Here is a 25,294-nt window from a genome sequence, read left to right as displayed (position 1 = left end):
AAATGATCCGAAAAGCTTAGCGCTCGGCGTCGTATCGGCAGAGACCACGCATCATGAGCGACATCGAGGTCAGAGACCAGCAAGTCCGGATCGCGCGCTATCGCTCTGTGGAGCGCGACGTAGCCGATCCTCTAGCCATACGCCAGCTTCACACCATCATCGAGGAGCTCGAATCTGATCTGCGTGGCGGCGGGGGACCTGATGGTCCGCCAAAGCACCGGCAGAACAGTTAAGGATAGCGCCGCACGCCACCCCGCAACGCGTTTTCCCTTACACGGCCGCGCGCGTATTGAGGAAGATCGAATACAGCGATGTCTGTCCGCAAATATAGAGGCGGTTGCGCTGCGGACCGCCGAAACAGACATTCGCCACGATCTCGCCGATCGGAATCGTCCCGATATGTGTCCCGTCGGCTGCATAGCAGAACACGCTCTGTCCCGCTGACGTCCAGATGTTGCCGTGGATGTCGCAGCGAAACCCGTCATAGAGGCCGTCGGGGCAGGTGGAAAACAGCGAGGGCTCAGCGACCTTGTTTCCCTGGACCTTGTAGGACCAGATCGTCGCGGGCAGCCCGTCGACGTGGGTCGCGCCGGTATCGGCGACATAAAGCAGCTTCTCGTCTGGCGAGAACGCCAGCCCGTTCGGCTGCACGCGGTCAGAGACGACGAGGCTCATCTCGCCGCCCGCTGGATCGATCCGGTACACGTTGGAGGCGCCAATCTCGGATTTGGCCTGCTGGCCTTCGTAATCGCTGTCGATGCCGTATGTCGGATCCGAAAACCAGATCGAGCCGTCCGATTTCACCACGACATCGTTGGGCGAGTTCAGCCGACGCCCTTCGAACTGCTCGGCAAGCACCGTGATGGAGCCGTTATGCTCGGTCCGGGTGACGCGGCGCATGAAGTGCTCGCAAGTGACCAGCCGCCCCTCGCGATCGGTCGTGTTGCCGTTCGAGTTGAAGCTCGGCGAGCGGAACACCGACACCGATGAATCGGTCTCGTCGAAGCGCATCATCCGGTTGTTCGGAATGTCGGACCAGATCAAATAGCGGCCGGCCGGAAAGTAAGCGGGTCCTTCGGCCCAGCGGCAGCCGCTGGTGAGTTTTTCGAGATTGGCGTGACCGAAGACCAGGCGGGCAAAGCGTGCCTCGTGCGTGACATAGGGGAGCATTGTTCCTCCTCGTTGCCGCAGGTCGTGAAGTGCCCGCGTGCCGGTTCCGCTTTTCTTAGCAACCCGACTGTAAGAGTGGAATAGTCTTGTACGAGATCCGTAATCTCCGCGTTGACACCTGACGGCAAATACATACGCTGCGCGTCGCTGCAATGAGACCAGCGCGCGATCGAGGCGCGGAGAAGGAAGAGCAATTCACCATGGTTTCGCAATCAGCTTTGCCGCGCCGCACAGTTGGCCGGACCGGTCTCGAAGTCTCTATCCTCGGGTTCGGAACCGCACCGCTTGGCGATCTTTTTCTCGAGCTCGACGACCAGACTGCGATTGCCGCTGCGAGCCGCGCCTTCGAACTCGGCATCAATTTGCTCGATACATCGCCGCACTATGGCAATGGCCTGTCGGAGCATCGCTGCGGAACGGCGCTTCGGCGCGTGCCGCGCAAGGACGTGGTGCTTTGCACCAAGACCGGCCGCTGGATGGATCCGTTTCACCAGCCGGAGACTCGGTCCGGATTTGTTGGCGGACAGCCGCACCGGGCCGTAGTCGACTATTCCTATGACGGCACCATGCGTTCGGTCGAGCAGTCGCTGTTGCGGCTTGGCGCCGACCGTATCGATCTGCTGCTGATCCATGATGTCGATGTGTGGACCCACGGCAAGGACGCGATCGAGGATCGGTTTCGCGAAGCGATGTCCGGGGCCTATGTAGCGCTCGACAAACTTCGTTCTGAAGGTGTGGTCGCGGGCATCGGAATCGGCGTCAACGAGGCCGAGATGTGCGTGCGCTTTGCGCAGGCCGGATCCTTCGAGGTAATGCTGCTCGCCGGGCGCTATTCGCTGCTTGAGCAGCCAGCACTCGAGGAGTTCATGCCGCTGGCGCTGAAGCAGGGCATCGCGGTGCTGCTCGGCGGCGTGTTCAATTCGGGGATTCTGGCGACGGGCGCCATTAAGGGCGCCAAGTACAATTATCAGGATGCGCCGCCGCAGATCCTTTCGAAGGTTGCCGAAATCCAGCGCATCTGCGCAGCTCATGACGTAGCACTGCCGACGGCAGCTCTACATTTCGCGCTCGGCCATCCCGCGGTCGCGAGCGTGGTCCTCGGGGCGCATAATGCGCAGGAGGTCGAGCGCAACGTGGCAGCGCTGACCGCCTCAGTGCCAGCCGCGCTCTGGAGCGATCTCAAGGCCGCGTCCCTGCTGGAATCGGAAGCGCCCGTTCCGAGGTAGACCGGATGAACACGCTTGAATCGGTCCAAGCCGAGGACTCGGATCACCTCTCTCCGCGCGGGAGAGGTGAACCGCACGGCTCCGGCGGAGCTGACGGACCCCTGACTATTTCATCACGGCCTATCAGTTTTCGACGCACGCAGAGACTCGCTTCTACGTGAATGCAGGGCGATGGCGCGCCGAGATACCGGGAGAAGTCACCAAGACGGCGGCGCTAACCAACCCACGGGCGGCCAATCCTGATTTCGTACTGCAAAATCAACGGCGCAACATCGACACGGTTCGGCTTGCCAACGAGACGACCTTGCGATTCGATGCCACGTACAAGGAGCCGGCGCTGCTGTGCACTCACACGTCGCAGGGCGACGCCGTTGACGTCGGGCGGCTCGCCGCCACCCAGTCCTGTCGTGCGATGCCCGGTGCTCGTCGGCACGCCAGTTCTGCCCGCAGCGCAGATCCGAAGTGGGCTTGTTGGGCGTCGATCTCGCTCTTCAGAGTTGCCTACTAGACCCAAGTGCTTCATTGCAAAGCGCGCCCAGCGAACTTCTTCGGCCGAGACTTCAATGCCGTGTACCGCTGCAGCATGCGTAGCGACGGTTCGAATGAAGGAGAAGTCGATCGCCAATGTTGCCGGCCCGGCACTTGCTTCGCTCGCTTCCGACCAAACTCAATCAGTCGCTCACGGTTGAGTTGGGACAGTGTCACCGAACGTTCGAGCCTGCACAGCAGCCTCGGTTCTGGTGATCCCTTGCGATCGATGTTGCGCTCCATGTCGAGCGCCCAATCTTCACCGTCCTTGCGACGGCGAAAGGTCTCTGACACATAGCGGTTCTTGCGCGGACCTGGACGCGCCAGTTCCCGGAGGGCAACTGAGTGAAGCTGGCCAGGGCCGTGTGCACTCCCCAGTCGTGTGCGCTACGTGTGCACCGAAAGGTCAAAACAGGGTACAAACGTGTGCAATTTCGGCTAGTTTGGAGTGCACACGCTCATGCTTCATGCAATTGAGCATATAGGTTAAGTCGTTGAAATATAACAACTATATCTTTTCTGTCGCTCCGATGATGGATTGGACCGACCGGCATTGCCGGGTGTTCCATCGTCACCTGACGCGGCGGGCGCTGCTGTATACGGAGATGCTGACCACTGGTGCCATCATTCATGGTGACCGGGAGCGGCTGCTTGGCTTCGACCTGGTCGAGCACCCGGTCGCGCTTCAGCTCGGCGGGTCGGATCCGCGCGAGCTGGCGCTGGCGGCACGGATCGGCGAGGAGTTCGGTTATGACGAGATCAACCTCAACGTCGGCTGCCCCTCCGACCGCGTGAAGGACGGCCGTTTCGGCGCTTGCCTCATGGCAGAGCCTGATCTCGTGGCGAGGTGCGTCGAGGCGATGAAGGGTGCGGTTGCCGTGCCCGTCACGGTGAAGTGCCGCATCGGTATCGACGACCAGGATCCGGAAGTCGCGCTCGACAACCTTGCGCACGCGGTCGTTGACTCCGGCTGCGATGCGTTGATCGTGCATGCCCGGAAAGCATGGCTCAGCGGTTTGTCACCGAAGGAGAATCGCGACATCCCGCCGCTCGACTATGATCGCGTCTATCGCCTCAAGCGCGCGATGCCGGATGTGCCTGTCATCATCAACGGCGGCATCCCCGGCATCGACGAGGCAAGGGCACATCTCGATCACGTTGACGGCGCGATGCTTGGACGAGCCGCCTATCAGGAGCCGTGGCGGCTGCTCTCGGTCGATACCGACATTTTCGGCGAGGCGGCGCCGCATGCCTCGATGCAGGATGCGCTCGAAGCAATGATGCCCTACATCGAGCAGCAGCTCGCGCGCGGCACGCGGCTGCACTCCATGACGAGGCATTTCGTCGGCGCATTCCACGCCGTACCCGGCGCGCGCGCCTTCCGCCGGCATCTTGCCGAGCAGGGGGTAAAGCCGGGCGCCGGCCTCGAGGTGCTACGCGATGCGATTGCGCGTGTCGGTGCGCGCGCGCCGGCGGAGGCGGCGGCCTAGCCGCGCCACATGGCGAGCCGGATTGCAAGAGTCTAGTCGACTGCCAGGCGCGAGCGGCGGCGACTGGTCTGGAGCTCCGGATAACCGGTGAGCATCAGCCTGTCGGCGCGCACGCCCCAGCTCTCCAGGCGATCGAGGAAGCTCATGCCGAGCAGGTTGGTCTTCATCTGCCCGCGCTGCACGACGAGGGCCGGCACCGATTTTTCGACGAGGTGGCCGACGGAGAGGCGGTCGATCGTGAGGCGGGCCGCCTTGGTGTGACCGCCCGCGGTTTCGAGATCGACGTCGTACTCGAGCATCTCGAGTGGCAGCCCGATCGCTTTTGCGGTTTCCCAGGTTAGCACCACCGAGGTCGCTCCGGTGTCGATGACCATCGGTGCGGCCACGCCGTTGATCTTCGCGCGCAGCGCGAATTCGCCGCCCTGGCCGCGCTGAATCTGCACGGCGGGGGCGGGCGCTGCGGTCTGCGTGCGAAAGATATGCGAGACCTTGCTGCTCGCGCGCGCGATCTGGTCGGAATCGCCATAGGCGACGACGGCACCTGCGGTGCAGGCGAGCATAATGAGAACGAGCAGGAACCGGATCATTGCGCATCTCCAGATGCGCGCCGACCGGTCAGGTTCGTTTCGGCGATTCCGCGATGGGCGCAAGTCCAGCCTGATTCATGCGTGCCGGCAACAGCGCCATGAGCGCGAGCCGTTCCGCGCTCTCCATGGCGTGCCAGCGCGCGATCTCCGGCAATGTGCGTCCGCAGCCGAAGCACAGCCTGGTCTTGGGATCGATCATGCAGACGGCGACGCACGGCGTTTCTTTGCTCATTCGGACATAGTGGCGGATGGTCGGGCATGTCTGCAAGCATCTCGTTACGAGCCCGTACCTGCGCTCATGATCGGCTTGCGACGGGGCCGTCGCTTCTCGTCCGCCACCGCGGAACTCTCGGGTTGGAGCGGCGGAGAATCATCCGACATCGGCGCCAGCGCGCTCATCACGCGCTCGGGCGGGAAGGTGACGATCACTTCGGTGCCGATGCGCAGCTTCGATTTCAGCGTGAACGTACCGCCATGCAGGTCGACCAGATTCTTGGCGATCGGCAGGCCGAGACCGGCGCCCTGTTCGGCCGACTTGATCGAATTGGAGCCTTGGCCGAACGAGGCCAGCACGACCGGGATCTCGTCCTCGGGGATTCCGGAGCCGGTATCCTTCACCGAGAGATATTGTCCGCCTGAGGCCGTCCAGCCGGCCTTGAGCCAGATCTCGCCGCCCTGCGGAGTGAACTTGATCGAGTTGGAGAGCAGATTGAGCACGACCTGGCGGATCGCGCGCTCGTCGGCCCAGAGCCGCGGCATTGCCTGCTCGAACACTTCGTGGATGGTGATGCCACGGCTCGAGGCGCGCAGCTTCATCAGATGATGGCAATCGGCGACGATGCCGACCAGCGAGACCGCTTCCTCGTTGAGCTCGTAACGGCCGGCCTCGATCCGCGACAGATCGAGGATCTCGTTGATGAGATTGAGCAGGTGGACGCCGGAATTGTGGATGTCGGCCGAGTACTCCTTGTAGACCGGCACGGCATGCGCGCCGAAAATCTCGCTCTTCATCACCTCGGAGAAGCCGAGTATCGCGTTGAGCGGCGTCCGCAGTTCGTGGCTCATCTGCGCCAGAAAGCGCGACTTGGCGACATTGGCGGATTCGGCGCGGTGGCGCGCTTCGTCCGAGATCGCCTTGGCTTGTTCGAGCTCGCCGATCAGCGCGTCCTTCTCGGCGCGCGCCTCGAGCGTGGCGAAGGTCGAAGAGTGCAGGCGGTGAGCCAGCAGCACGAAATAGCCTTCGGCGGCGAGGGCGAGCGCGGCCAGGATGTAATTATCCAGCGAGCCGGTCATCACGAAGCTCAGCGCCATCGCGACCGCGACCGGTGCAGTGGCGGCGAGGGCGGCGATCGGCAGATTGGCGGCCAGCATGCTCGATACTGCGATCACGAGCAGCATCAGGAACATCATCAGCGATTCCGTGATCGTGTCGAGCACGGGATGGATCAGGATCGCCATCCAGCAAAGGCCATAGAGCAGGTCGAGCACGACGAAGCGCGTCTGCCATGCGCGCGTTGCCGCGGGCGAGGCGGGCTCGGCCAGGAAGCGGTGGCAGCTGCGGATCATCGCGGCATGGATGCACAGCATGCCGGCGGTCCAGGCCGCGGCCGGGATCGGCTGCATCCACAGCCCAAACAGCACGCCTGTCGCGACCACAAGCAGCATCACGACATAGGAGGCCGACAGCCGGGTCTGGGCGTAATGGCGCAGCATTTCGGCGTCGAAAGCCGGCCGGGTTCCACTGGTCGACGTTAACTTGTCGCGCGCCTCGCGCACCCGCTGTGCCGCAGCCCGGCGATGGCTCGCCGACGGCACGCTCACCGGCTCGGCCGGAAGCTGCACAACCTCGGGCTTTTCAGCGGGTTTACTCATCGCACAACAACAATTCCTGCCCGCGCGGGGCGGGCCTTCTGCATTGTCTATCTCTGGCAAGAAATCCTTAAGAGGTGACTTAAGGAGCTAAAGAATTACGTTAACCCGGCGTTAATTTTGGATCCGGCGTGAGCCGCTCAATGCAGCGCCGCGTGCTGCGCGATGTACACCACTGCTCCGGCAAGATAGCCGGCGAGCGCCGGGACGGCGATGCGGCGGGCGTACCAGAGGAACTCGATGCGCTCGAGCCCCATGGCGGCGACGCCTGCGGCCGAGCCGATGATCAAGATCGAGCCGCCGGTTCCGGCGCAATAGGCGATGAACTCCCAGAGGAAGCTGTCGGGTGGATAATGCGCCAGGTCGTACATACCCATCGTCGCGGCGACCAGCGGCACGTTGTCGATGACGGCGCTGAGCAGCCCGAGCACGATCACGATGATGTCCTGTCGGCCGATCGCGGTGTCCAGCCATTTGGCCACCATAGAGAGCAGGCTGGCATGTTCGAGGCAGGCGACCGCGAGCAAGATGCCGAGGAAGAACACGATCGAGCCCATGTCGATCCGCGTCAGGGCATTCGCAAGCGTGAGCGGACCGCGGACATGCTCATCCTTGTCGCGATGAACGATCTCGCCGACCAACCACACGATGCCGAGCCCAAGCAGGACGCCCATGAAGGGCGGCAGGTGCGTGACCGTCTTGAAGGCGGGCACCGCGATCAGTACGCCGAGTCCGAGATAGAACATCACGTTCCGCTCAAACGGATCGACGCTTTGCAATCCGTCCTCTTTCGGCGGCGGTGCGATGGTCTTGCCCTTGAGTGAAAAGCTGATGAATGCGAGCGGCACCAGAAGGTTGAGCAGGGAGGGCAGGAACACCGCGCCCATGATTTTCAGGGGCGAAATCTGTCCGCCGATCCACAGCATCGTCGTGGTGACGTCGCCGATCACGGTCCATGCACCACCGGCATTTGCGGCGATGACGATGAGGGAGGCGAACAGCAGCCGGTCGTCGCGCTTGGCGATCAACCGCTGGATCAGCGAGACCATGACGATGGTGGTGGTCAGATTGTCGAGAATGGCACTGAGGAAGAAGGTCACGAAGCCAATCAGCCATATCAGACGGACCTGGCTGGTCGTGCTGATGCGGGAGGTGATGACCTCGAAACCGTCATGGGCGTCGATCACTTCGACGATGGTCATCGCGCCAACCAGAAAGAAGACGATCTGCGCGGTGGCGGCGACGGATTCATCAAGCTGACGGCCGACCAGCGTGTGGTCGCCGGTCGCGAGCGCATAGATTGTCCAGAGCACGCCTGCGCCGAGTAGCGCAGACGCGCTCTTGTTCACCCCGATCGGATGCTCGAGCGCGATCGCCGCATAGGCGAGGACGAAGATTGCGGCGAGTGCGATCAGCAAGGCAGGATCACTTCGTCAGGCGTCAGCGATTAAGGCGCGCGAGCAGGCTCGACGTATCCCAGCGCTTGCCGCCCATCTTCTCGACCTCGGAGTAGAACTGGTCGACCAGCGCGGTCACCGGCAAATTGGCGCCATTGCGGCGGGCTTCGGCCAGCGAGATCGAGAGATCCTTGCGCATCCATTCGACCGCGAAGCCGAAATCGTATTTGTCGTCGTTCATGGTCTTGTAGCGGTTCTCCATCTGCCAGGACTGCGCGGCGCCCTTTGCGATGGTTTCGATCACGGCCGCGACGTCAAGGCCACTTTTCTTGGCGAAGTGAATGCCCTCGGAGAGGCCCTGGACGAGGCCGGCGATGCAGATCTGGTTGACCATTTTGGTCAGCTGGCCGGAGCCGGCGGGCCCCAGCAATTTGCACATCCGCGCATAGGCGCTTGTGATGATCGGCTCGGCGCCGGCATAGGCGTCCTGCGCGCCGCCGCACATCACCGTCAGCACGCCGTTCTCGGCGCCGGCCTGGCCGCCGGACACGGGTGCGTCGATGAACTTGAAGCCGGCCTTGGTCGCGGCAGCATCAAGCTCTCGCGCGACCTCGGCGGAAGCGGTGGTGTGGTCGACGAAGGTCGCACCCTTCTTCATGCCGGCAAACGCGCCGTCGGCACCGATCGTGACCGCGCGCAGATCGTTGTCGTTGCCGACGCAGCACATCACGAAGTCCTGGCCCTCGGCCGCGGCCTTCGGGGTCGCCGCGGTCTTGCCGCCGAACTTGTCCGCCCACTCCTTCGCCTTGGCCGCGGTGCGGTTATAGACGGTGACCTCATGGCCCCCTTTTTTCACGAGGTGTCCGGCCATGGGGAAGCCCATCACGCCGAGACCGAGGAAAGCGACTTTAGCCATCTGTGGTACCTTGTCCGTAGTTTGGGTTTTACGGTTCTTGCCGGGCGAGGGGCGCCCGGTTCCGCCATTGCGGCAGATCGGCCGCACCATAAACCCTTGAGGCCGGAGGGCAACGGCTTCGTTTGGTCCCCGTCTGTGCTAGGATGGCGGACCTAAGGACTTCAAGAAAAGGGAGCGAAGGCATGGGCGGCGTAAGCGTGGGCGTGCTCGATCATTTCAACATCCGGACCCGGAATCTGGCCGAGACCGTCCGCTTCTACGAGGACGTGCTGGGCCTGGAAAAAGGCCCCCGGCCGAATTTCGCCTTCCCCGGCGCCTGGATGTACAGCGAGGGTAAGCCGGTGGTGCACCTCGTCGATATTTCTCCGACTGCCGAGCCACAAAAGCCGGATTCCGGCGTTGTCCACCACGTCGCCTTCGCCAGCCGCGGGTTTGACGGCATGAAACAACGGCTGGCCTCGAAGGGGATGAAGTTCGACTCCCGCCAGGTGCCCGGCGGCGAGCTCTGGCAGATCTTCGTCCACGACCCCAACGGGGTCATGATCGAGCTCAACTACGAGGCGGCCCTGGAGCAGGGCGCGGCGCCCGCCGAGATGGCTGACGATATCGGCAGGCAGTAGCCTTTTGGGCGTTTCCGCTCTAATGGGGCATCTTGAATTCTAGGAGATGCGCTTTGAGCGTGACGCAGCAACAGGTTCTCGACAGCCTCGCCAGGATCAAGTCGCCCCGCGGGGTCGCGCTCACCAATGCCAATGTGCTGAGCGCGATCAGCGCGGCCGATGGCAAGGTGTTCTTCTCGATCAATGTCGATGCCGCCGAGGCGCGCGCCTGGGAATCCGTCCGGGCCGAGGCCGAGGCCGCGGTGCGCGCCATTCCCGGCGTCACCACCGTCATGGTGGCATTGACCGCCGAGCGCAAGGCCGGCGCGGCGCCGCCACCGCCGCCAACTCCCAGCCGCGGTACGCCGGGCGTGCAGCCGGTCCATGCCCACAAGCCGCCGCCGCAGGGCGGCGCCCAATCGCCGATGGCACGGCAGTCCGAGATTCCGGGCGTCGCGGCCGTGATCGCGGTCGCCTCGGGCAAGGGCGGCGTCGGCAAGTCCACCACCGCTCTCAATCTTGCGCTGGGCCTGCGCGATCTCGGCCTCAAGGTCGGGCTGCTCGATGCCGACATCTACGGTCCCTCGGTGCCGCGGCTGACGGGCCTTCACGAGAAGCCGGAGCTGGATGGCGAGCGCAAGATGATTCCGCTCAGGCGCTTTGGCCTGGCCATCATGTCGATCGGCTTCCTGGTGGAGGAAGAGACGGCGATGATCTGGCGCGGGCCGATGGTGATGTCGGCGGTGACGCAGATGCTGCGCGACGTCGCATGGGGCCAGCTCGACGTCCTCGTCGTCGACATGCCGCCAGGCACCGGTGATGCCCAGCTCACGCTGGCGCAGAACGTCCCTTTGAAGGGCGCCGTGATCGTCTCGACCCCGCAGGACCTCTCCCTGATCGACGCAAGGCGGGGGCTCGCGATGTTCAAGAAGGTCAACGTGCCCGTGCTCGGCATCGTCGAGAACATGAGCTATTTCCAATGTCCGCAATGCGGCACGAAATCCGACATTTTCGGCCATGGGGGCGCGCGCCACGAGGCCGAGAAGCTTGGTGTACCGTTCCTCGGCGAGATCCCCCTGCACATGGCGATTCGCGCCACCTCGGACGCCGGCACGCCCGTGGTGGACAGCGAGCCGGACGGCCCCCATGCGGCGATCTACCGCGCCATTGCGGGACAGGTGCGAGACCAGCTCAAGGGCGTCATCGCCGCGGCCTGAGTGGATCCAAGCAATCCCTTCAAACCAATAGGCTGGGGACATGCGACTTTCGTAGAGCCCTGTCATGCCAATGTCGCGTTTCGAAAGCGGGGCTTCCGTGTTAAAGGCCCACGGCAGTCAAGCCCCTTCGGTTCGACGCGGCCCAAGAACGCGTCGCCGGAATGAGCGGCAGCAAAGAGGAAGTTAGGGGAAACGCCCCAACAAGGAGAGACTGAAGATGAAGCGTCGTGATTTTCTGAAAGTGTCGGCAGCAGGCGCGGCGGCGACCGCCGCGGTGGCCTCGCCGGCGATCGCGCAGTCCTCGCCCGAGATCAAGTGGCGCCTGACGTCGAGCTTCCCGAAGTCGCTTGACACCATCTATGGCGGTGCCGAGCAGATGGCGAAGTACGTCGCCGAGATGACCGACAACAAGTTTCAGATCCAGGTCTTCCAGGCGGGTGAAATCGTCCCGGGCCTGCAGGCGCTGGATGCGACGCAGAAGGGCACCGTCGAGATGTGCCACACGGTGTCGTATTACTACGTCGGCAAGGACCCGACCTTCGCGATCTTCGCGTCGGTGCCTTTCGGCCTGAACGCACGCCAGCAGAATTCCTGGCTGTACCAGGGCGGCGGCAACGAGCTCGCCAACGAGTTCTTCAAGAAGTCGAACGTGGTGGGCTTCCCCTGCGGCAACACCGGCACCCAGATGGGCGGCTGGTTCCGCAAGGAGATCAAGACCGTTGCCGACCTCTCGGGCCTCAAGATGCGCATCGGAGGCATTGCCGGCCAGGTGCTCCAGAAGGTCGGCGTGGTGCCGCAGCAGCTCGCCGGCGGCGACATCTATCCGTCGCTCGAGAAGGGCACCATCGACGCGGCCGAATGGGTCGGTCCCTACGACGACGAGAAGCTCGGCTTCGCCAAGGTCGCGAAGTACTACTACTACCCCGGTTTCTGGGAAGGCGGTCCGACCGTTCACGCCTTCGCCAACATCGACAAGTGGAACGAGCTGCCGAAGAACTACCAGGCGATCCTCACCAACGCGACCGTCAACACCAACACCTGGATGGCCGCGCGCTACGACATGGTGAACCCCGGCGCCCTGAAGCGTCTGGTCGCCGGCGGAACGCAGCTTCGCCCGTTCACCAATGAGGTTCTGGAAGCCTGTCTCAAGGCGACCAACGAATTGTGGGGCGAGATCTCAGCCAAGAATCCCGACTTCAAGAAGTCGATCGACGCCATGCAGGCCTACCGCTCCGACGAATATCTGTGGTGGCAGGTTGCCGAGTACACCTACGACAGCTTCATGATCCGCTCGCGCACCCGCGGCTGATCTTCGAACAAGTCGCAAGACGACACGCCCGGTCTCGTTCGCGAGGCCGGGCTTTTTCTATGGGACGACGCGATCGGAATAGGCGAGGCGGAAGCCGCCGAGCGGCGTCGTCGCCGGGGTACGGGTGGGGCGCCCAACAAAAAATCTGAAAAACAACCCCATGCACAGTAGACGAGGGGTGAGCGGACAAGGCGCCGCGAGTGCAGCCAACAGCTTGATGCGATGGAGCTAATTGGCAGGCACGCCCGAGCATCGCGCGGTCGAGGGCAACTTCGCATTTTTGGGCGTCAAAGCGGGCAGGCGCGCGTGCTTCAGCGAGATCGTTTGACTCGTCGGGCAAAACAGTGGCATAAAGGCATTATCGCAAAATCCGAAATGTTGACTTGGGCGGCTCCTCGCGCTCGTCAGGCGCCGGAAGTCTCTCGAGGCTGCTGCACGCCCGGGCCTTCCCTTCCATGAGTCAACACGGCCTCGGCAGCAGCTTCGTCGATAGCCGCCATCACGTCAGCGGTTGCGGTTTGATGAATCATGTGTCCCGCGCCGTCGATCCGGCGCAATTTGCTCTGCTTGAGCTCGCCATGCAGCCTGACCGACTGCTTGATGTCGATCAGACGATCGTTCTGGCCCGCGATAATGATCGTCGGCATCTTGAGTTCTGCATAAGTCTTCGAACCTGAGAATGCGGCGGGGACCAACATCGTCGCTTCGGCCGCTGCGGCCCGCATCTGTGATGGGCGGAGCGCCATTTCTTTCGGAAAGCCCGCGAACTTGTTCGGGACCGGCCGCGGGCCAAACAGCTTGCGCAACATTGCGGGCCACATCATCCGACCGGCCAACGGCGAAATCGTGGAGCTGATGACGTCGCCGACCACCGGTAGGGCGGACAGCACGGACGTAGCGCTGTCCGAGCGGGGCGTCGGGAAATAATAACCCGAGGCCAGCACGAGAGCCTGCACGAACGGAGGATGTCTTGTCGCCAGCGCAACCGCAACCGACGCTCCCCACGAATGGCCAAGGACAATCGCTTGAGAGACGCCCAACTGGTCGAGCGCCTTCTTGAACAGGTCCGCTTGGGCCTCCGGGGTCCAGACGACGTGCCTCGGCCGCGAGCTATGCCCAAAACCGGGACGATCGAACACCATGACCCTGTAGTTCTCGGCTGCGAGATCGATCAATCCACTCGAGTCGAAATCCTGGATCATGCTGCCATTGCCGTGAAACAAAACCAGCGGCTTGCCGCTGCCGCGTTCCAAATAGTGCAGGCGAACCCCCTCGACGTCGATGAACCGACCCTGCGGAGGATTATCGCGTTGCGCTTTGTTCGCGAGCCGCCGATTTATGATTGCGGTAGCCGCGATGAGAGTACCTGCAGCAGCAAACGCGGCGGCGCCCGGATGTCGCGTGATGGCGGTCAGGTAATCGGATAGAACGGAGCTGGAACGTGTTCGTCGTGCAAGCCGCATGTGCATTACCTTAGGTGGTCTGCACGACGCCCCATCAAATGAGAAATGTTGCAGCTGAGTTCAACGGTTCGCGGGGGTGTTCGTTCCTTGGAAGGGTCGATGCGACGCCGGCGGCGGGCCCAAGAGGCAAACGTCTGCCACCCGCGACCTCATCCGCACGTGCCCTGACTGGCTTACAGGAACCTGACGGAAGGGAGCGGCCGGCCCGCCGGTGCTTTTTCGCTGGCCGAGACGCCCCGGATGATGGAAGACAGCGAAGATGCGGCGGAAGCCGTGCGGTGACACCGGAACATCCCGCGGGACAATGCGATGCGCCTTTTGATCGTCGAGGACAATGCCGAGCTGTCGCGGCTCGTTGCCGGCGGGCTATCGGCGGCCGGCTATGAGAGCGACATCGTCGGCAGTGCCGCCGAAGCGCGCGAGGCGGTCAGCAGCGTCAGCTATGCCGCGATGATCCTCGACCTCGGCCTGCCCGACGGCGATGGCTTGTCGGTGCTGCGCGAGCTGCGCCGGCAGATGGAGCCATTGCCGGTGCTGGTGCTGACCGCGCGCGGCGGCTTGCAGGATCGCGTTAGCGGCCTGCGCAGCGGCGCCGACGACTATCTCGCAAAACCGTTCGCGATGGAGGAACTGGTGGCGCGGCTGGAGGCGATCCTGCGCCGTCCTGGCCAGTTGCTCGGCCGCTCGCTGCGCCTTGCCAACCTCGTCTATGACACCGAAAGCCGCCAGATCTTCGTCGACGACCAGCCGCGCATCATCTCCGCGCGCGAGACCTCGGTGCTCGAGATCCTGCTGCGCCGGCAGGGGCGGGTGGTGCCGAAGAAGAACGTCGAGGACCACATCTTCGGGCTCGACGGCGAGGTCGCCTCCAACGCGGTCGAGGTCTACGTCTCGCGGCTGCGCAAGCAGCTCGCCGAGCATGGCGCCAAGGTCGTGATCCACACCATCCGCGGCGTCGGCTATCTCATGGCCGAGGAGAAATAGCGTGGCGCGGATCGGACCTCACGCCGGATTCCGCGCCGGGATCCGTGCGAGGTCGCCGACGTTCAAATCGCTGATCTGGCGCATCGTGTTCCTGCACATCGTGGCGGTCGCGGTGGTCGCAATCTTCCTGCCGCTGGTGCTGTTCTGGCTGCTCAATTCTGAAATCGACCAGCTGCATCGCGATGCCATGCGCGCGCAGGCCGAGGTGTTGGCCGAGCGCATCGTCGCCCAGCACGACGGGTTGTTGACGTTCAACCTGCCGGACAGTCTCAAGGGCCTTTATTCGGAAGCCTATGGTCGCTACCAATACGACATTCGCGATGCCGAGGGGAATCTGCTGTTTTCGTCGCGGCGCAAGACCGGTACTGCCCCGGCCGCGCCGCCGCCGCTCTCCGAGACAATTTCAGGTGCCGGCGTCACCCGCACCATCGACGGCAAGGTGATGCGCATTCGCGTCGCGGAGGATCTGGCGCACCGCGACGTCATCATCGACGACATCGTGTCGAACTTCTTCCGGCGGGTCGGGTGGATCACCATTCCGATCCTGCTGGTCCTGCTCGCGATTGACATCATCATCTTTCGCCGCGCTGTCGCGCCGCTGTGGAAGGCCTCCGAGGAGGCGAGCAACATCGGCCCGGCGCGCACCGACATTCGCCTGCCGACGGAGCAGATCCCGCGCGAGATCATGCCGCTCGTCACCGCCGTCAACCAGGCGCTCGACCGCCTCGAAGACGGCTTTCGGGTGCAGCGGCAGTTCACCGCCGACGCCGCGCATCAATTGCGCACGCCGCTCGCGATCCTGCGCACACGGATCGAGACGCTCGGCGATGGCGCCGCACGGCAGGCGCTGCATGCCGACATCGAGGGCATGAGCCGCATCGTCGCGCAGCTGCTGGAGATCGCCGAACTCGATACGCTGGTCCTCGATCCCGGCGAGACTGCAGATTTGCGCGCGGTCTGCGCCGAGGTGGTCGGTTCGATCGCGCCGCTCGCGATCGCGCAGCACAAGGATATCGCGCTGAGGGGCACCGAGGCGCCGGTGCTGATCCACGGCAATGCCGTGATGCTCCAGCGCGCGATCTTCAACCTCGCCGAAAACGCCATCAAGTTCACGGCAAAGGACACGTCGGTCGATGTCGATGTGAGCGAGGACGGTGCGGTGCGCGTGCGCGATTGCGGACCGGGAATTGCGGAAGCCGAGCGCGAATTGATCTTCCACCGCTTCTGGCGCGCCGACCGTCAGCGCAGCGACGGCGCCGGCCTCGGGCTCTCGATCGTGCGCGCCGTCGCGGATGATCACGCCGCGACGGTTGCGGTGGAGAACCTTCCGGGAGGCGGCGCGCAGTTCACGCTGCGTTTCAGGCTGGCGGAGAAGTCGGGCGACGTTGAATTGAACGTGGTGCGGCACTGACGCGCCACCGTCTCCCACATCCGCCTTCGCCAAGGCTTCGGCGGACATGAGGGAAGAAGGAAGAGAGCGCTTATTTCAGCTTGCCGGTGGACAGGTCCATGATCATGCGCGTGGTTAAATAGAGACGCGGCACGATGCTGTCGAGTTTGACATATTCGGCATCATTGGAATGCGCGCCGAAACCCGACAGGCCCATGCCTTCGACCACGGCTCCGCTGGTCTTGAGCGCGGCAAACGCGGCATCGGTGCCGCCGCCGGTCGCTTTTTCGTCGACCTTCAGGGGTAATCCGAGTTCCTGATAGATGGTCTTGCCGTGGGCTGCGACGCGGCGTGAGGCGTCGTTGGCCTCCAGCGGCGGGCGACGCACCTCGAATTTGAGCGCGACCTTGGAGTCGGGCAGCAGGTGATTCTTGATCTTCTCCTGCAGCGCCTTCTCCAGCTCGTCGAAATCGGCGACCTTGAGCGCACGGGCGTCGGCCTGGGCCGTGGCCTCCGCGGGGATGACGTTGCGGTTGGTGCCGGCCTTGGAGACCGTCCAGTTCAGTTTCAGCCCCTGCTCTGGTTTGGACAGGTCCTTCATTTGCAGCAGCTGATGGGAGAGTTCGTACAGGGCATTGACGCCGCCCTCGGGCCGCGAGCCTGCATGCGACGACTTGCCCTGCACCGTGAGATAGGCCGAGCCGATGCCGCTGGTGGCCAGCCGCAGCGTGCCGTCGGTGCCGCCGCCTTCAAACGAGAACACCACGTCCTGATCCGCGGCGAACCTGGTGATGGTGCTGCGCCAGCCCGGTGAGGAGATCTCCTCGTCGCCATTGGTGAGCACCGTGAGCGTGCCGTAATCCCGGAAGCTCAGCTTCTGCAACAGCGCCACGGTATGGAGAATGAGCGCGACGCCCTGCTTGTCGTCGGCAATGCCGAGGCCGTAGGCCTTGTCGCCGTCGATGCGGAACGGTTGATCCTTCAGCATGCCCTTCAGGTACACCGTGTCCATGTGGGCGATCAGCATGATCTTCTTGCTGCCTGTGCCCTTGAATACGGCGTGTACGGCGGGACCGATCTTCTCGGGTGTGTCGTCGAGGCGATAGACGTCGGTGGATTGGAGGATCTCCACCGTGCCGCCGAACTGCTTGAGCTGGCCGGCAACGCGCTCGGCGATCTGGTTCAGGCCTTCGACATCCTTGCTGCCGGATTCGATGCTGACGAGATCGCGCAGCGTATCGAGCAGCGGCTGCTGCTCCTTTTGCGCCAGCGCATGGACGTCGGCCATGACATTCGCACGGGAATCCGCATGCGCCGGCAATGCCGCACACGCCAGCCAGAGCGACGCGATCAACGGACCAACGAGCGATGGAGCAGGGTGCGATCGAGACATGCGTGGCGGCCTAGGTTGGGGGAATGGCGCGGTATGCCCGTGTTTCCGGCGCTTGTCACGCGCCCGGCGCACTGGTCAGGACCGCCCAGGCGGAGATCATATGGAGCGCCAGGGCGGCTGGCCCTCTAAGCCTAAAGTCGTAGAACCGGAGGGCGCGGGAGCTGAGCATTTTCGTCCTTCACATCGTGAGGGATGGAAATCGGACGACACATGTTCCATGCTGGCGTCCAAGCCTCGGCAAGAAGGCTCACCGTCACAATCCATCAGGGTAGGAAATCATGAAAAGAAGAGATTTTATCAAGGTCACCGGGCTTGGTGCGGCGGGTGTCGCCACGCTCGCCGCTCCAGCGATCGCGCAGACGACGCCCGAGATCAAATGGCGCATGCCGACGAGCTGGCCGAAATCACTCGATACGCTCTATGGCGGCGCCGAGATGATGGCCAAGATGGTCGCGGAAGCGACCGACAACAAATTCCAGATTCAGACATTTGCCGGCGGCGAGATCGTGCCGGGGCTTCAGGTGCTCGATGCCGTGCAGAACGGCACCTGCGAAATCGGCCACACTGCGTCCTACTATTATTTCGGCAAGGACCCGACCTTCACCTTCGGCTCGGCCGTGCCGTTCGGACCGAACATGCGCATCAACCAGGCCTGGTACACGCTCGGCGGTGGCAGGGACATCCTCAACGAGTTCTACAAGAAGTACAACGTCGTCTCGCTGCTTGCCGGCAACACCGGCTGTCAGATGGGTGGCTGGTTCCGCAAGGAGGTCAAGACGCCCCAGGACTTCAACGGGTTGAAGTTCCGCATCGGCGGCTTCGCCGGAAAGGTGATGGCCAAGCTCGGCGCGGTGCCGCAGCAGATCGCGGGTGGCGACATTTATCCGGCGCTGGAGAAGGGCACCATCGACGCCGCCGAATGGGTCGGACCGTATGACGACGAGAAGCTCGGCTTCGTCAAGGTCGCGCCGCATTATTACTTCCCGGGCTGGTGGGAAGGCGGGCCCATGCTTCTCGCCTTCGTCAACCAGGACAAGTGGAATGCGCTGCCGAAGCACTATCAGAGCATCCTCGAGCAAGCGGGGCACTACGCCAACAACTGGATGATGGCGAAGTATGACCAGTCTAATCCGCCAGCGTTGCGGCGTCTGCTCGCGGCCGGAGCCAAGCTGAATCCGTTCTCGCCAGAGGTCATGCAAGCCTGCTTCAAGGCGGCAAAGGAGCTGCACACCGAAGTCTCGGCCAGCAACGCGGACTTCAAGAAGGTCTACGAATCGCTGACCGCGTTCTCGAACAACGGATATCAGTGGTTCCAGGTCGCCGAAGTCGGCTATGACAACTTCATGGCGCGCAACTCGCAGAGCTGATCGCAGAACGCACGATCCGCCCAAACGAAAAAACCCGGAGCGAAAGCTCCGGGTTCTTTTTTTCAGGCGGGCCGGGCTATTGCTTCGGCTGGCCGAAGTCGAGCGGCGGCAGATCGATCTGGGGAATCTCGATCTTGATGCTGTTGGGATCGACGGTGGACTGCACGCCCTTGTAGTGCATCACCATCGACGGGAACATGATTACGAGCAGCACCATGATCATCTGGATCACGACGAACGGCACCGCGCCCCAATAGATCTGTCCCGTCGTGACCGGCTCCATCCGCTTGCCGGTGACACGATCGGTATAGCGCTCCTTCGGCGCGACCGAGCGCAAATAGAACAGCGCAAATCCGAATGGTGGGTGCATGAACGACGTCTGCATGTTGACGCCGAGGATGACGCCGAACCAGATCAGGTCGATGCCGAGATGCTCGGCAGCCGGCCCGAGCAATGGGATCACGATGAAAGCGAGTTCGAAGAAGTCGAGGAAGAACGCCAGCACGAAGACGAAGGCGTTGACGAAGATCAGGAAGCCGACCTGGCCGCCGGGCAGGGAGGTCAGCAGGTGCTCGACCCAGACGTGGCCGCTGACGCCGTAGAAGGTGAGCGAGAACACGCGCGCGCCGACCAGGATGAAGACGACGAAGGCGGACAGCTTTGCCGTCGATTCGGTGGCCTGACGAACGAGGTCCCAGGTCAGGCGCCGCTTCGCGGCTCCGAGAATGAGGGCGCCGGCTGCACCCATCGCGCCGCCTTCGGTTGGCGTCGCGACACCGATGAAGATCGTGCCCAGCACCAGGAAGATCAGGAACAGCGGCGGCACCATGACGAAGGTGGTCTGTTGCGCCATCTTCGAGAGGAAACGGAAGCCCGTCAGCTTGTCGAGGACCCAGTTCGCGATGGCGACGAAGAACGCGAAGAGGATGCCGAAGAACATGCTGAGCACGACGAAGTCGGCGCCGTGTGTCTCCGAATTCCGCATCATGAACCAGCCGAACACGCAGCTCGCCAGGAACAGCACGCCGAGCGATCTGAGGCCGCGGTCGCCGCTCTCCTCGCGGAAACCAATGGCTTCCTTCGGCAGGCCCGGGGCGGCCTTCGGGAAAATCATGGTCACGAGGAACGCGTAACTTGCATAGAGGCCGGCGAGCACCAGGCCCGGAATGAACGCGCCCTCGTACATGTCGCCGACCGACTTGCCGAGCTGGTCGGCCATCACGATCAGGACGAGCGACGGCGGAATGATCTGCGCCAGCGTGCCGGAGGCCGCGATGATGCCGGTCGCCACGCGGCGGTCGTAGCCGTAGCGCAGCATGATCGGCAGCGAGATCAGGCCCATCGAGATCACCGACGCCGCCACGACGCCAGTCGTCGCCGCAAGCAGGGCGCCGACGAACACTACCGCGTAGGCAAGGCCGCCGCGGATGGTGCCGAACAACTGGCCGATGGTGTCGAGCAGATCCTCGGCCATGCCGGAGCGTTCGAGCACCAGTCCCATGAAGGTGAAGAAGGGAATGGCGAGCAGCGTGTCGTTGTTCATCACGCCATAGACGCGCTCGGGCAGGGCCTGGAGAAAGTCCGGATGGAATTGCCCGAGCTCGACGCCGATGATGGCGAAGAACAGGCCGACGGCGCCGAGCGAAAATGCAGCCGGGTAGCCGAGCAGCAGCACGATCACCAGCGTCGCGAACATGATTGGCGCCATATTGGCGACGATAAACGCGGTCATTGAATCCCCCTACGATGCCGCTTGGCGATCACTTCTGTTCGATCGCTTCAACGAGATGCTCGACTTCGGCCTCCAGCGCCGAAATCTGCGACTCGTGGGGATCCGGAATCATGCCACGCATGACGGCGATCCGTTTGATCAGTTCGGAGACGCCTTGAACAAGCAGGAACGCGAAGCCGATCATGATGAGCGACTTGGCCGGCCATTGCGGCAGGCCGCCCGCATTACCGGATTGCTCGTTGATCTGAAGCGAGCGCAGGAAGAACGGTACCCCGGTCACGATCATGACAACGGTCAGCGGGATCAGGAAGAAGATGTGCCCGATGATGTCGATGATGTTGCGAGCCCGCTTCGGCATCATGCTGTTGAAGATGTCGATCCGGATGTGCTCGTTGTCGAGCAGCGTCCAGGACGAGCACAGCAGGAACACGATGCTGAAAAGCACCCATTGCAGCTCGAGCCACGAGTTGGACGACGTGTCCAACGTCTTCCGAATGATCGCATTCAGCGCCGAGATGACGACGGCGACCAGGATCAGCCAAGCCAGACGCTTGCCCGTCCAACGTGTGAACGCGTCAATTCCATTGCTCAGCTTCAGGAGCGCTTGCAAGATTGGTCCTCCCCGATTTGCCCCGGCCGTCTTGACTGCGCCGAGTGGCGCGTTGGCTTGTCTCGCCGCGCAGGCATGAGGCAGCCGCACCAAACCAGCGAGTTTGCCGCCAGTCAATCGGAAGTTTGTTGATAGTTAAGGGGAATAAGCCGCGGCCGGGCAGCCGATGTTAGCCGCCGGTGACGCTCATGTGCCTGCTGACGCTGGGGCGGTCGTGGCGGCGGTCGATGATGAAATCGTGGCCCTTGGGCTTCAGCCCAATGGCGCGGTCGATCGCATCCGCAAGCAGCGAATCGTCGTCCGATGCACGCAGAGGTTTGCGCAAGTCGGAGGCATCCTCGTGGCCGAGGCAGGTGTGCAGCGTTCCCGTGCAGGTGACGCGCACGCGGTTGCAGGATTCGCAGAAATTATGAGTCATCGGGGTGATGAAGCCGAGCTTGCCGCCGGTCTCGGCGACGCTGACATAGCGCGCCGGCCCGCCGGTGCTCTCGGCCAGATCCGTCAGCGTGAATTGCTGGGCGAGGCGCGCGCGCACCAGCGACAGCGGCAAATATTGGTCGATTCGTCCCGATCCGATCTCGCCCATCGGCATGACCTCGATCAGCGTCAGCCCCATGCTCTTGCCGTGGGCCCAGCGCATCAGGTCGGGAAGTTCGTCCTCGTTGAGGTTCTTCAGCGCCACGGCGTTGATCTTGACCGCGAGGCCTGCAGCGCGTGCCGCCTCGATGCCCTCCAGCACCTTGTCGATCTCGCCCCACCGGGTGATCTCGCGAAACTTCTGCGGGTCGAGCGTATCGAGGGAGACGTTGATGCGGCGGACGCCGCAATCGGCGAGCTCGGTTGCGTGTTTCGCAAGCTGGGTGCCGTTGGTGGTCAGCGTCAGCTCGCTCAGCGCGCCGCTCTTGAGATGCCGCGACAGCGAGCGCACCAGCGTCATCACGTTGCGGCGGACCAGCGGCTCGCCGCCGGTGAGCCGCAGCTTCTTCACGCCCTTGGCAATGAAGGCCGAGCAGAGCCGATCGAGTTCCTCCAGCGTCAGCAGGTCCGCCTTGGGCAGGAACGTCATGTCTTCCGACATGCAGTAGAAGCAGCGCAGGTCGCAGCGGTCGGTGACGGACACGCGCAAATACGAGATGGTCCGTCCGAACGGATCGGTCATCGCGCTCGACAGCGCAGCGCGGGGGCTCGCGGAAAGTCCGTTCATACCAAATGCCTTGTCACTTGCGGCGACGGGAGCAGCTTTGCTTCAGCTGTGCTTCAGAAGCAATCTAAGCATCGGACGCGTCAGAGACAATTGGGCCTTTAGCGGAGGTCAGCGCTTGCCCGTGTTCGGATCGGGGAACGGCGAGCCCGCGGCCGGTGCGGCAGCAGCCGCCGGGGCAGCGGCGGGCGCCGCCGGCTTCGGCTTCTTCGGCCGGTGCGGCTTGCGGACCGGTTTCGGTGGAATGGCCGGCTGGAGCTCCGCGAATACCGGGTTGGGGTCGGTGGTTACCGAGGCGGGCGTCGTGAAGTCGCCGGGATTCCTGACGACGTTCACCGGCACGCTCACCAGCTGGTGTTTTGGCAGCGCGAAAGCCACCGTAAAGGGGGCTTCGGGGGCGGGAACCGACAAGGAGCAGGGGGTCTTGCAGCCTGCACCCAGTGAGGTCGTGGCGTCAGCACCCGGGGGATTGGATTCGAGCCGGACCTGGACGGTCGGCGGGGCCGATTTGAACATGTCCCAGGAAACCGAAGACATCGAGGAGCAGCCGGCAAGGCTCGTTGCCCCAAGGAGGCTTGCCCCAGCTAACGCAATCGCGATGACACGACGCATGACATCCACCCTAGTGCGACGAACCGCCACATCCCCGAGCGAACTTAGGAGCGTCGTTCCAAGCAAGCAACCGGCGGTCCGCGCATAGTTAATAGATGGTTAACGCGGGATTCCGTGGAATAACCAAGCTATCTCAGCTACTTGAGGGTTGCCTGCGCAGTCATCAGGCTGCTGGCGGCGGCCGGCAGGTCGCGCATATGATGGATCAGCCGGTCCGGCTTCAGCTCGGCGATCGGCACGTCAGTATAGCCGAAGCTCACCCCGATCACGGGAACTCCGGCGCGCCGGGCCACGCCAACATCGGGTCCGGCGTCGCCGACCATGATGCTGGCTTTGACCTCGCCGCCGGCCCGCGCCACCGTTTCGCGGAAAATGGTCGGATCGGGCTTCTGGACGCCAAAAGTGTCGGCGCCGCAGATCGCGGCGAAGCGCCGGCTCAGGTCGAGCTGGTCCAGCAGGCGCTTCGACAGCCATTCCAGCTTGTTGGTGCAGACCGCGAGGCGATGGCCCTGAGCCGCAAAATGGTCGAGCGCGGCCTCCAGCCCCTCGAAGGGCCGGGATTCGACGGCGATATTGTCGGCGTAATAGGCGATGAAATCGGCCGTCATCCGGTCCATGTCGGTAACCGTGACGCTGCGGCCCTCGGCCTCCAGCCCCCGTTCGATCAGCTTGCGGGCGCCGGCGCCGATCATGTTGCGGGCCGAGGCCATCGGCACCGGCGGCAGCCCTTCGCGGTCGAGCACGTAATTGAGCGCGGTGATCAGGTCGGGCGCCGTATCCACAAGCGTGCCGTCGAGATCGAAGACGATGGTGTGGGAGGGGGTCATGGCCCAGCGCTACCGGCCCGGCCCCGCCCGCGCAAGGGCCGAAGCCATAAGATCACCTTATAAGCTGGGCCCGGAAGCCTGTTCCCCCAGACCCTGTTCTCCGAGGGAAAACGAGGCTACACAGGCCGCCGCAAGCCTAACACTCGTAATTCAGGGACGGCGTAAACGTGAACATGGACCAGTTGAAGCGGCAGGCTGCGGCGCGCGCCCTCGAGGAGGTCCGCGACGGCATGCAGCTCGGGCTCGGCACCGGCTCGACCGCAAAACATTTCGTCGAGCTGCTCGGCGAGCGGGTCCGCGCCGGACTGAAAGTGATCGGCGTGCCGACCTCCGAGGCGACGCGCCTCGATGCAATCCGCTGCGGCGTGCCGCTGACCACGCTGGACGAGATCGACCATCTCGACATCACCGTCGACGGCGCCGACGAGATCGACCCCGAACTCAATCTGATCAAGGGGGGCGGCGGCGCGCTGTTGCGCGAGAAAATCGTGGCGGCCGCTTCGGATCGCATGATCGTGATTGCCGACGACACCAAATGGGTGCCGACACTCGGCCGCTTTCCTCTGCCGGTCGAAGTCATCCCGTTCGGGCTCGGCGCAACGCGTCGCGCTGTCGAGAAGGCGTTCGCGGAATGCGGCGTTTCCGGGCAGCTGGCGGTCCGCAACGGCAAGGACGGCCACGTTTTCGTCACCGATGGCGGCCACTGGATCGTCGATGCCCAGCTCGAAAAGATTGAGGATCCCGCCCGCCTCGCCACGGCGTTGAGTGCGATCCCCGGCGTCGTCGAGCATGGTTTGTTCATCGGCTTGGCCAGCTCGGCTGTTTTGGCGGGTGGCGATGGAATCCGCGTGATTGAACGGCGAAAGCCGAAAGGAGACTAAGAATGAAGAGCGTTTTGAGATTCTTGCCGGCCGCGACCCTCGCTGTGGGATTGGCCCTTTCGGTCGTCCCGGCCGGCGCCCAGCAGGCAGCGGCGCCGAAATCGTCGCCGGCGGCCCTCGCGGCGGCCAAGGAGATCCTGGCGATCAAGAACGCCAGTGCGATGTACGCCACCGCCGTGCCCGCCCTGGTCGACAAGACCAAGAACGCGCTGATCCAGCAGAACCTCAACTATCAGAAGGACCTCACCGAGGTCGCCCACCTCGTCGCCCAGCAGCTCAAGGGCCGCGAGAGCGAAATAGGCGATGGCATGGCGCAGATCTATGCCAGCGAGTTCACCGAGCAGGAGCTGAAGGATCTCGTCACCTTCTACAAGTCGCCGCTGGGCAAGAAGCTGATCGAAGCCGAGCCGCGCGCCATCGGGCAGAGCATGGCCTTCATGAACTCCTGGGCCCAGAGCTTCTCCGAGACCGTGATGGGCAACTTCCGCGCCGAGATGCGCAAGCGTGGCAAGGAGATCTGACAGTT

General features: G+C 63.4%; 25 protein-coding genes. 11 read left to right on the top strand and 14 right to left on the bottom strand.

What is annotated here, in order from left to right:
- Window positions 1-53: 53 nt before the first annotated feature.
- The gene (locus AC0L2J_RS09725; RefSeq protein ID WP_473389000.1) at window positions 54-233 is read left to right on the top strand and encodes a hypothetical protein; all 180 of its coding nucleotides are present in this window, start codon (window positions 54-56) and stop codon (window positions 231-233) included.
- A gap of 37 nt (window positions 234-270) precedes the next feature.
- On the opposite strand, the gene AC0L2J_RS09720 is transcribed toward AC0L2J_RS09725, so the two are convergent.
- Entirely contained in the window at window positions 271-1,170 is a 900-nt protein-coding gene (locus tag AC0L2J_RS09720; RefSeq protein WP_473388999.1) for an SMP-30/gluconolactonase/LRE family protein, read from the bottom strand.
- A 200-nt stretch (window positions 1,171-1,370) separates the two neighbouring features.
- Here AC0L2J_RS09720 and AC0L2J_RS09715 point away from each other — a divergent pair, with 200 nt between their 5' ends.
- Window positions 1,371-2,396 carry an aldo/keto reductase gene (locus AC0L2J_RS09715; RefSeq protein ID WP_473388998.1) on the top strand — a complete coding sequence of 342 codons (1,026 nt, stop codon included), beginning with the start codon at window positions 1,371-1,373 and terminating at the stop codon, window positions 2,394-2,396.
- A gap of 214 nt (window positions 2,397-2,610) precedes the next feature.
- Here AC0L2J_RS09715 and AC0L2J_RS09710 read toward each other — a convergent pair whose 3' ends face one another.
- Entirely contained in the window at window positions 2,611-3,021 is a 411-nt protein-coding gene (locus AC0L2J_RS09710) for a hypothetical protein (RefSeq protein ID WP_473388997.1), read from the bottom strand.
- Window positions 3,022-3,418: 397 nt separating this feature from the next.
- Here AC0L2J_RS09710 and dusA point away from each other — a divergent pair, with 397 nt between their 5' ends.
- A complete protein-coding gene (dusA, locus tag AC0L2J_RS09705) occupies window positions 3,419-4,414 on the top strand; it encodes a tRNA dihydrouridine(20/20a) synthase DusA (protein WP_473388996.1) in 996 nt (331 codons plus the stop codon).
- 32 nt (window positions 4,415-4,446) lie between these two features.
- On the opposite strand, the gene AC0L2J_RS09700 is transcribed toward dusA, so the two are convergent.
- The 5 genes from AC0L2J_RS09700 to AC0L2J_RS09680 form a co-directional block, all read right to left on the bottom strand.
- Complete coding sequence (locus AC0L2J_RS09700; RefSeq protein WP_007608744.1) at window positions 4,447-5,001, bottom strand: TIGR02281 family clan AA aspartic protease; 555 nt, start codon at window positions 4,999-5,001, stop codon at window positions 4,447-4,449.
- Window positions 5,002-5,029: 28 nt separating this feature from the next.
- Window positions 5,030-5,233, bottom strand: coding sequence for a DUF1289 domain-containing protein (locus tag AC0L2J_RS09695; RefSeq protein ID WP_063992891.1), 204 nt, complete (start codon window positions 5,231-5,233; stop codon window positions 5,030-5,032).
- 44 nt (window positions 5,234-5,277) lie between these two features.
- A complete protein-coding gene (locus tag AC0L2J_RS09690) occupies window positions 5,278-6,873 on the bottom strand; it encodes a sensor histidine kinase (RefSeq protein WP_063992890.1) in 1,596 nt (531 codons plus the stop codon).
- Between the two features lie 137 nt (window positions 6,874-7,010).
- On the bottom strand, window positions 7,011-8,288 hold the full coding sequence (gene nhaD, locus AC0L2J_RS09685) for a sodium:proton antiporter NhaD (RefSeq protein ID WP_063992889.1): 1,278 nt from the start codon (window positions 8,286-8,288) through the stop codon (window positions 7,011-7,013).
- A 22-nt stretch (window positions 8,289-8,310) separates the two neighbouring features.
- Complete coding sequence (locus AC0L2J_RS09680) at window positions 8,311-9,183, bottom strand: NAD(P)-dependent oxidoreductase (RefSeq protein ID WP_473388995.1); 873 nt, start codon at window positions 9,181-9,183, stop codon at window positions 8,311-8,313.
- Window positions 9,184-9,365: 182 nt separating this feature from the next.
- Here AC0L2J_RS09680 and AC0L2J_RS09675 point away from each other — a divergent pair, with 182 nt between their 5' ends.
- The 3 genes from AC0L2J_RS09675 to AC0L2J_RS09665 all read left to right on the top strand — a co-directional run bounded on the left by AC0L2J_RS09675 (window position 9,366) and on the right by AC0L2J_RS09665 (window position 12,308).
- Complete coding sequence (locus tag AC0L2J_RS09675) at window positions 9,366-9,803, top strand: VOC family protein (RefSeq protein WP_354161083.1); 438 nt, start codon at window positions 9,366-9,368, stop codon at window positions 9,801-9,803.
- 53 nt (window positions 9,804-9,856) lie between these two features.
- On the top strand, window positions 9,857-10,999 hold the full coding sequence (locus AC0L2J_RS09670; protein WP_007608752.1) for an Mrp/NBP35 family ATP-binding protein: 1,143 nt from the start codon (window positions 9,857-9,859) through the stop codon (window positions 10,997-10,999).
- Window positions 11,000-11,216: 217 nt separating this feature from the next.
- The gene (locus AC0L2J_RS09665; protein WP_027517246.1) at window positions 11,217-12,308 is read left to right on the top strand and encodes a TRAP transporter substrate-binding protein; all 1,092 of its coding nucleotides are present in this window, start codon (window positions 11,217-11,219) and stop codon (window positions 12,306-12,308) included.
- Window positions 12,309-12,712: 404 nt separating this feature from the next.
- Here the strand turns inward: AC0L2J_RS09665 and AC0L2J_RS09660 are convergent, their stop codons facing one another.
- Entirely contained in the window at window positions 12,713-13,771 is a 1,059-nt protein-coding gene (locus AC0L2J_RS09660; RefSeq protein WP_473388994.1) for an alpha/beta fold hydrolase, read from the bottom strand.
- A 309-nt stretch (window positions 13,772-14,080) separates the two neighbouring features.
- Here AC0L2J_RS09660 and AC0L2J_RS09655 point away from each other — a divergent pair, with 309 nt between their 5' ends.
- Complete coding sequence (locus AC0L2J_RS09655) at window positions 14,081-14,755, top strand: response regulator transcription factor (RefSeq protein WP_007592584.1); 675 nt, start codon at window positions 14,081-14,083, stop codon at window positions 14,753-14,755.
- 1 nt (window position 14,756) lies between these two features.
- The gene (locus AC0L2J_RS09650; protein WP_473388993.1) at window positions 14,757-16,166 is read left to right on the top strand and encodes a sensor histidine kinase; all 1,410 of its coding nucleotides are present in this window, start codon (window positions 14,757-14,759) and stop codon (window positions 16,164-16,166) included.
- 70 nt (window positions 16,167-16,236) lie between these two features.
- On the opposite strand, the gene AC0L2J_RS09645 is transcribed toward AC0L2J_RS09650, so the two are convergent.
- A complete protein-coding gene (locus AC0L2J_RS09645) occupies window positions 16,237-17,538 on the bottom strand; it encodes a M20/M25/M40 family metallo-hydrolase (protein WP_473388992.1) in 1,302 nt (433 codons plus the stop codon).
- A gap of 278 nt (window positions 17,539-17,816) precedes the next feature.
- On the opposite strand from AC0L2J_RS09645, the gene AC0L2J_RS09640 reads away from it, so the two are divergent.
- Entirely contained in the window at window positions 17,817-18,905 is a 1,089-nt protein-coding gene (locus tag AC0L2J_RS09640; RefSeq protein WP_473388991.1) for a TRAP transporter substrate-binding protein, read from the top strand.
- A gap of 76 nt (window positions 18,906-18,981) precedes the next feature.
- Here AC0L2J_RS09640 and AC0L2J_RS09635 read toward each other — a convergent pair whose 3' ends face one another.
- The 5 genes from AC0L2J_RS09635 to AC0L2J_RS09615 form a co-directional block, all read right to left on the bottom strand.
- Window positions 18,982-20,637 (bottom strand): TRAP transporter large permease, encoded by a 1,656-nt coding sequence (locus AC0L2J_RS09635; protein ID WP_007608768.1) that lies wholly within the window; start codon window positions 20,635-20,637, stop codon window positions 18,982-18,984.
- A gap of 28 nt (window positions 20,638-20,665) precedes the next feature.
- Window positions 20,666-21,247, bottom strand: a complete 582-nt coding sequence (locus AC0L2J_RS09630; protein ID WP_473248350.1) for a TRAP transporter small permease subunit — start codon at window positions 21,245-21,247, stop codon at window positions 20,666-20,668.
- Between the two features lie 169 nt (window positions 21,248-21,416).
- Complete coding sequence (gene moaA / locus AC0L2J_RS09625) at window positions 21,417-22,451, bottom strand: GTP 3',8-cyclase MoaA (RefSeq protein WP_007608770.1); 1,035 nt, start codon at window positions 22,449-22,451, stop codon at window positions 21,417-21,419.
- A 108-nt stretch (window positions 22,452-22,559) separates the two neighbouring features.
- The gene (locus AC0L2J_RS09620; protein WP_473388990.1) at window positions 22,560-23,060 is read right to left on the bottom strand and encodes a hypothetical protein; all 501 of its coding nucleotides are present in this window, start codon (window positions 23,058-23,060) and stop codon (window positions 22,560-22,562) included.
- Between the two features lie 137 nt (window positions 23,061-23,197).
- Entirely contained in the window at window positions 23,198-23,887 is a 690-nt protein-coding gene (locus tag AC0L2J_RS09615; RefSeq protein WP_473388989.1) for an HAD-IA family hydrolase, read from the bottom strand.
- A 167-nt stretch (window positions 23,888-24,054) separates the two neighbouring features.
- On the opposite strand from AC0L2J_RS09615, the gene rpiA reads away from it, so the two are divergent.
- The gene (gene rpiA / locus AC0L2J_RS09610) at window positions 24,055-24,768 is read left to right on the top strand and encodes a ribose-5-phosphate isomerase RpiA (RefSeq protein WP_473388988.1); all 714 of its coding nucleotides are present in this window, start codon (window positions 24,055-24,057) and stop codon (window positions 24,766-24,768) included.
- Between the two features lie 2 nt (window positions 24,769-24,770).
- On the top strand, window positions 24,771-25,289 hold the full coding sequence (locus tag AC0L2J_RS09605; RefSeq protein ID WP_007608774.1) for a DUF2059 domain-containing protein: 519 nt from the start codon (window positions 24,771-24,773) through the stop codon (window positions 25,287-25,289).
- Window positions 25,290-25,294 lie beyond the last annotated feature (5 nt).

This window comes from Bradyrhizobium sp. MV1.5, assembly GCF_055807615.1.
This window is presented reverse-complemented; position numbering and strand designations above follow the sequence as displayed.

Bases quoted from the DNA above. Each gene is read 5' to 3' on its own strand.
- AC0L2J_RS09725 (WP_473389000.1), top strand. From the start codon at position 54: ATGAGCGACATCGAGGTCAGAGACCAGCAAGTCCGGATCGCGCGCTAT.
- AC0L2J_RS09720 (WP_473388999.1), bottom strand. From the start codon at position 1,170: ATGCTCCCCTATGTCACGCACGAGGCACGCTTTGCCCGCCTGGTCTTC.
- AC0L2J_RS09715 (WP_473388998.1), top strand. From the start codon at position 1,371: ATGGTTTCGCAATCAGCTTTGCCGCGCCGCACAGTTGGCCGGACCGGT.
- AC0L2J_RS09700 (WP_007608744.1), bottom strand. From the start codon at position 5,001: ATGATCCGGTTCCTGCTCGTTCTCATTATGCTCGCCTGCACCGCAGGT.
- AC0L2J_RS09695 (WP_063992891.1), bottom strand. From the start codon at position 5,233: ATGAGCAAAGAAACGCCGTGCGTCGCCGTCTGCATGATCGATCCCAAG.
- AC0L2J_RS09690 (WP_063992890.1), bottom strand. From the start codon at position 6,873: ATGAGTAAACCCGCTGAAAAGCCCGAGGTTGTGCAGCTTCCGGCCGAG.
- AC0L2J_RS09680 (WP_473388995.1), bottom strand. From the start codon at position 9,183: ATGGCTAAAGTCGCTTTCCTCGGTCTCGGCGTGATGGGCTTCCCCATG.
- AC0L2J_RS09675 (WP_354161083.1), top strand. From the start codon at position 9,366: ATGGGCGGCGTAAGCGTGGGCGTGCTCGATCATTTCAACATCCGGACC.
- AC0L2J_RS09665 (WP_027517246.1), top strand. From the start codon at position 11,217: ATGAAGCGTCGTGATTTTCTGAAAGTGTCGGCAGCAGGCGCGGCGGCG.
- AC0L2J_RS09660 (WP_473388994.1), bottom strand. From the start codon at position 13,771: ATGCGGCTTGCACGACGAACACGTTCCAGCTCCGTTCTATCCGATTAC.
- AC0L2J_RS09655 (WP_007592584.1), top strand. From the start codon at position 14,081: ATGCGCCTTTTGATCGTCGAGGACAATGCCGAGCTGTCGCGGCTCGTT.
- AC0L2J_RS09645 (WP_473388992.1), bottom strand. From the start codon at position 17,538: ATGTCTCGATCGCACCCTGCTCCATCGCTCGTTGGTCCGTTGATCGCG.
- AC0L2J_RS09640 (WP_473388991.1), top strand. From the start codon at position 17,817: ATGAAAAGAAGAGATTTTATCAAGGTCACCGGGCTTGGTGCGGCGGGT.
- AC0L2J_RS09635 (WP_007608768.1), bottom strand. From the start codon at position 20,637: ATGACCGCGTTTATCGTCGCCAATATGGCGCCAATCATGTTCGCGACG.
- moaA (WP_007608770.1), bottom strand. From the start codon at position 22,451: ATGAACGGACTTTCCGCGAGCCCCCGCGCTGCGCTGTCGAGCGCGATG.
- AC0L2J_RS09620 (WP_473388990.1), bottom strand. From the start codon at position 23,060: ATGCGTCGTGTCATCGCGATTGCGTTAGCTGGGGCAAGCCTCCTTGGG.
- AC0L2J_RS09615 (WP_473388989.1), bottom strand. From the start codon at position 23,887: ATGACCCCCTCCCACACCATCGTCTTCGATCTCGACGGCACGCTTGTG.
- AC0L2J_RS09605 (WP_007608774.1), top strand. From the start codon at position 24,771: ATGAAGAGCGTTTTGAGATTCTTGCCGGCCGCGACCCTCGCTGTGGGA.